The organism is Exiguobacterium sp. SH0S1, from assembly GCF_004337165.1.
Taxonomy (GTDB): domain Bacteria; phylum Bacillota; class Bacilli; order Exiguobacteriales; family Exiguobacteriaceae; genus Exiguobacterium; species Exiguobacterium aurantiacum_A.
On the sequence record NZ_SJVC01000023.1, the window covers coordinates 1 to 390 of the forward strand.

Sequence of the window (390 nt, forward strand, 5' to 3'; positions counted from 1 at the left end):
GGTCATTACACTACTAATGACACTCCCCGCTTACGCGAAGTTAACTGCCCATGAAGAAGCCCGCATCAACGCCATGCTGGAGGGATTAGCACAGAAAAAGGATTTGATATTTGTGCGCAACGGTGATGAACATACCTGCGATGAAGCGGTTTCTCATCTGCGTCTGAAGCTGGGCAATACCCGTAACCGCATTGACACTGCCGAGCAGTTTATTGATAAGGTTGCTTCGTCGTCATCGATTACCGGGAAGCCGTATATTGTGAAGATCCCCGGTAAGAGCGATGAGAATGCACAGCCTTTTTACATGCGTTAATTGCGCAGACGGATAAAACGGTGCCTGCGCAATAATCTTAAATCCCCGCCCCCTGACTAAAATGCTCTTCCCCAAAC

General features: G+C 48.7%; 1 protein-coding gene. It reads left to right on the forward strand.

Features of this window, described 5'->3' with window-relative positions; translation table 11 throughout:
* Positions 1-313: YfeK family protein (locus EVJ20_RS15095; protein ID WP_201740031.1), on the forward strand; the 313-nt coding region annotated here is incomplete at its 5' end.
* Positions 314-390 lie beyond the last annotated feature (77 nt).